Origin of the sequence: Noviherbaspirillum denitrificans (assembly GCF_002211445.1) — a bacterium.
Lineage (GTDB): Bacteria > Pseudomonadota > Gammaproteobacteria > Burkholderiales > Burkholderiaceae_D > Noviherbaspirillum > Noviherbaspirillum denitrificans.
Map to the genome: position 1 here is coordinate 663745 of NZ_LSTO01000001.1, position 4074 is coordinate 667818.

Here is a 4074-nt window from a genome sequence, read left to right on the forward strand (position 1 = left end):
CGGAATTCCGGACGATGTAAGGAGGCAGGCGTTTCGTGGTCATCGGTACATTCCTTGTCAAATATGCAGGCTCGGAAAAGCTAGAGCGGTGCTTCTAATCTCCCAAGCGAAACTTTTGGCAAGTCGGGCTATGATCACGTCCGTTGCCATAGTGCAATGAGAGCCTCAAGCCAGTCCGGCACAGAAACGGACGCCAGGCGGTACCTGAATGGTAACCGCTACTCAAAATTCGAGGAGGGAGACATGAATCTGAACCGCATGCGCATCGGTCAGCGCCTGGCCCTGGGATTCGGGGTCGTGACCACATTGCTGGTCCTGCTGGCCTGCCTGGCCTACCTGCGCATCTCCAGCCTGGCCGAAGAAATCAACCACATGGTGAACGACCGTTACCCGAAGACGGTGGTCGCCAACAAGATCAAGGCCGACCTCGACGAAAGCATCCGCAGCATGCTCAACGTGCTGGTCATGCAGGATGCCGGGCAGATCAAGAAAGAGCTGGCCAATATCGCGGAGCGCAACAAGAGCATCGACGCGTCCATCAACCGGCTCGGCACCATCATCAGCGACGGCAAGGGCAAGGAGCAGGTGACCGCCATCGGCGAGTTGCGCGACAAGTTCATCCCGGCGCAGAACAAGTTCGTGGCCCTCATCAACGAGGACAAGAAGGACGAGGCGATGGTCAAGCTGATGTTCTCGGTGCGACCGCTGCAGGGCAAGTACTTCGAGCAGCTCGATGCCTTTGTCAAGCAGCAGGACGGCGAGATGGCGCAGGCGGGCGAAGACTCCACCGCTGCCGCCAGCCAGACCGCGCTCTTCATCCTCGCGCTGGCAGCAGGCGCCGCTGCGCTGAGCATCCTGGTCGGCTTCCTGACCACGCGCCGCATCACCGGTCCGCTGAACGAGGCGGTGGAGGTGGCCAAGCGCGTCGCCGACGGCGACCTCACCAGCGACATCCAGGTCCGCACGCAGGATGAAACCGGCGAGCTGATGAAAGCCCTGCAACACATGAATCAAAGCCTCGCCACGCTGGTGGGCGATGTGCGCCAGGGCACCGAGACCATCGCCGCCGCGTCACGCGAAATCGCCAGCGGCAACATGGATCTCTCGCACCATACGCAGGAACAAGCCGGTGCGCTGCAGGAAACCGCCTCGTCCATGGGCCAGCTCACGCAGACCGTGCGCGAGAACGCCGAGAATGCCCGCGAGGCCAACCAGCTTGCGGCAACCGCGTCGAACATCGCGGAGAAGGGCGGCGCGGTGGTATCGCAGGTGGTGCAGACCATGGGCTCGATCAACGAGTCATCGCGCAAGATCGTGGACATCATCGGTGTCATCGACGGCATCGCTTTCCAGACCAATATCCTGGCGCTGAACGCGGCTGTCGAAGCGGCGCGCGCCGGGGAGCAGGGCAGGGGCTTTGCGGTGGTGGCCGCCGAGGTGCGCAACCTGGCGCAGCGCTCGGCCAGCGCCGCGAAGGAAATCAAGCAGCTCATCAGCGACTCGGTCGACAAGGTCGACACCGGCGCGCGGCTGGTGGACGAGGCGGGCAGCACCATGAACGAGGTGGTCGCCAGCGTGCGCCGCGTAACCGGGATCATGGCCGAGATCACTGCCGCCAACCAGGAGCAGAGCGCCAGCATCGAACAGCTCAATCATATGATCGTGCAGATGGACGGCGTGACCCAGCAGAACGCTTCGCTGGTGGAAGAGGCCGCGGCGTCCGCCGAATCGATGCAGAACCAGGCGTCGGCGCTGTCGCAGCTGGTCAGCGTGTTCAAGCTCAACAACAGCTTGCCCGTGACGGCACAGCCGAAGTCGGCGACGGTGGTTACCTTGCCGCAGAAGACGAAGGCTCCGGTCCGTCCTGCCCGCCAGCTGGCGGCAGCAGTGAACGCCAAGGACGGATGGGAAGAGTTTTGATTTGATATAGCCGCAACAGGAGACAACATGAAAACGATGAAATGCTTCAAGGGCATGGCCATTGCCGCTGCCTTCGTGATGGGACTGGGAATGAATGCGCACGCGATGGAAGTCGGCGGCGTGAAGATGGATGAAAGCACCAAGGTCGCCAACCAGGACCTGAAGCTAAACGGTGCCGGCCTGCGCACCTGGGCCGTGTTCAAGGTCTATGCCGCCGGTCTCTACTTGCCGGAGAAGAAAAAGGCGGTGCCGGACATCATGGCCCTTAACGGACCGCGCCGCATCAAGCTGGTGTTGCTGCGCGACGTCAACAATGAAGAACTCGGGCAGGCCTTCATGGATGGCCTGAATGCGAATTCCGACAAGGCGGAAAAAGCCAAGTTCGTGAACCAGACGGTGAAGATGGGCGAAATCTTCGCGTCCATCCCCAAACTCAACAAGGGCGACACCATCACCTCCGACTGGATTCCGGGGCAAGGAATGCATGTGCTGGTGAACGACAAGCGCGTCGGCGAAGTGCTGCCGGACATCGCCTTCTACAACGCCTTCATGCGCATCTGGCTGGGCGAGAAGCCGGTGGACAATACGCTGAAGCAGGCATTGCTGGGCGGATGATCTCCGGCGCCATACAAACCGTTTCTCTCTTCCAACGCGCCTTCGGGCGCGTTTTTTTTGATCGCACGAAAGGACGTGTTTCCGACGGAAAAAGAAGTGTTGCGCCGGGATCGGACCGCAACATTCAATCGCGACAGTTTGTACTATATTAAAACGAGCAAGCAGCGGGCGAGCAGTATTCAACAGTATTCCCTCGGCCCTCATGTCCAGCACTAAACCCATGGCTAGCCTAGCGCACGCGATCCGCAACTTCCAGGGGGGCGGAGTCTCGCACAATGAATTCTTCGCGCAGGTCGACCGTGCGCTCGCGTCCAGCGGCGCCGACTCCACCAAGTTGCTGGAAATCCTCGACGACGAGAACACGCGCGGCCACCTGCCGCCGGACGTATATGCGGAACTGCAACGCCGCGTCGAGCGCGTTGTGGAATCGACCCGCAGCATGAATGGCAACGAAACGCGCGTGCGCACAGGATCGATCCGCAGCACCATGCCGCCGTATGCGTCGGGCGGCGAGACCCGTTACACCTCTGAAATGGTTGACGGGCTGGAACGCATCAAGGGCGTGGGCGATACGCTCAACGGGCGTTTCGTGCTGGAAGAGTGCATTGGCTTCGGCGGCATGGGCACGGTCTACAAGGCGCTGGACATGCGCAAGCTGGAGGCGTCCGACCGTAATCCCTATATCGCGATAAAGGTACTGAACGTCCAGTTTCGGGGCCACCCGAAATCGCTGATCGCGCTGCAGCGTGAAGCCAAGAAGGCGCAGGCGCTCGCGCATCCCAACATCGTGCGGGTATACGACTTCGACCGCGACGGAGCGATGGTCTACCTGACCATGGAATACCTGACCGGCGGACCGCTGAGCCGCATGCTGCGCGCGCCGGGGTTCGGCGGCGTACCCTATGCGGAGGCGATGCACGTGATTGCCGGCATTGCCAAGGCGCTTTCCTATGCGCATGAACGCGGATTCGTGCATTGCGACCTGAAGCCAGCCAATGTGTTCATCACCGACAACGACGAAGTGAAGGTGATCGACTTCGGTATTGCCCGCGTGTTCCACAAGCCGGAAGAGCAGGTTGAGGCAACGGTGTTCGACCCCGGCAGCCTCGGCGCGATGACGCCCGCCTACGCCAGCCCGGAAATGCTGGAAAACCGTGAGCCTGACCCGCGCGACGATGTCTACGCGCTGGCCTGCATTGCCTATGAATTGCTGACCGGCCGTCATCCCTTCGACCGTGTGCCGGCGACGCAGGCACGCAACTCGGGGCTCAAGCCCCAGCGCCCGCAGAACCTCGGCAATCGTCCATGGAAAGCCTTGCGCCATGCGCTGGAATTCGAGCGCGAAAAGCGCACGCCGGGCGTCGATCTCTTCTACAAGGAAATGAGCAGTACGGGAAAGGTGCCGCCGTTTGCATTCATCGGCGGCGCCGCATTCGCGGCGGCATTGCTGGCGACGCTGGCATTCAATTACTACAAAGGATCGAAGGAGCAGGTAACCGAGACGCCGGAAGTGGTGAAGGAAGAAACCCGCGAACCGCC

3 protein-coding genes are annotated in these 4074 nt (G+C 61.3%); all 3 read left to right on the forward strand.

From position 1 onward, the window contains the following. The first annotated feature begins 243 nt into the window (after nt 1–243). Nucleotides 244–1920 (forward strand): methyl-accepting chemotaxis protein, encoded by a 1677-nt coding sequence (locus AYR66_RS30345; RefSeq protein WP_088706352.1) that lies wholly within the window; start codon nt 244–246, stop codon nt 1918–1920. 27 nt (nt 1921–1947) lie between these two features. Then, nucleotides 1948–2535: a chalcone isomerase family protein gene (locus AYR66_RS03400; protein WP_088706353.1), complete on the forward strand. Its 588-nt coding sequence runs from the start codon at nt 1948–1950 to the stop codon at nt 2533–2535. 220 nt (nt 2536–2755) lie between these two features. Beyond that, on the forward strand, nt 2756–4074 hold a 1319-nt coding region (locus AYR66_RS03405), incomplete at its 3' end, for a serine/threonine-protein kinase (RefSeq protein ID WP_141104146.1).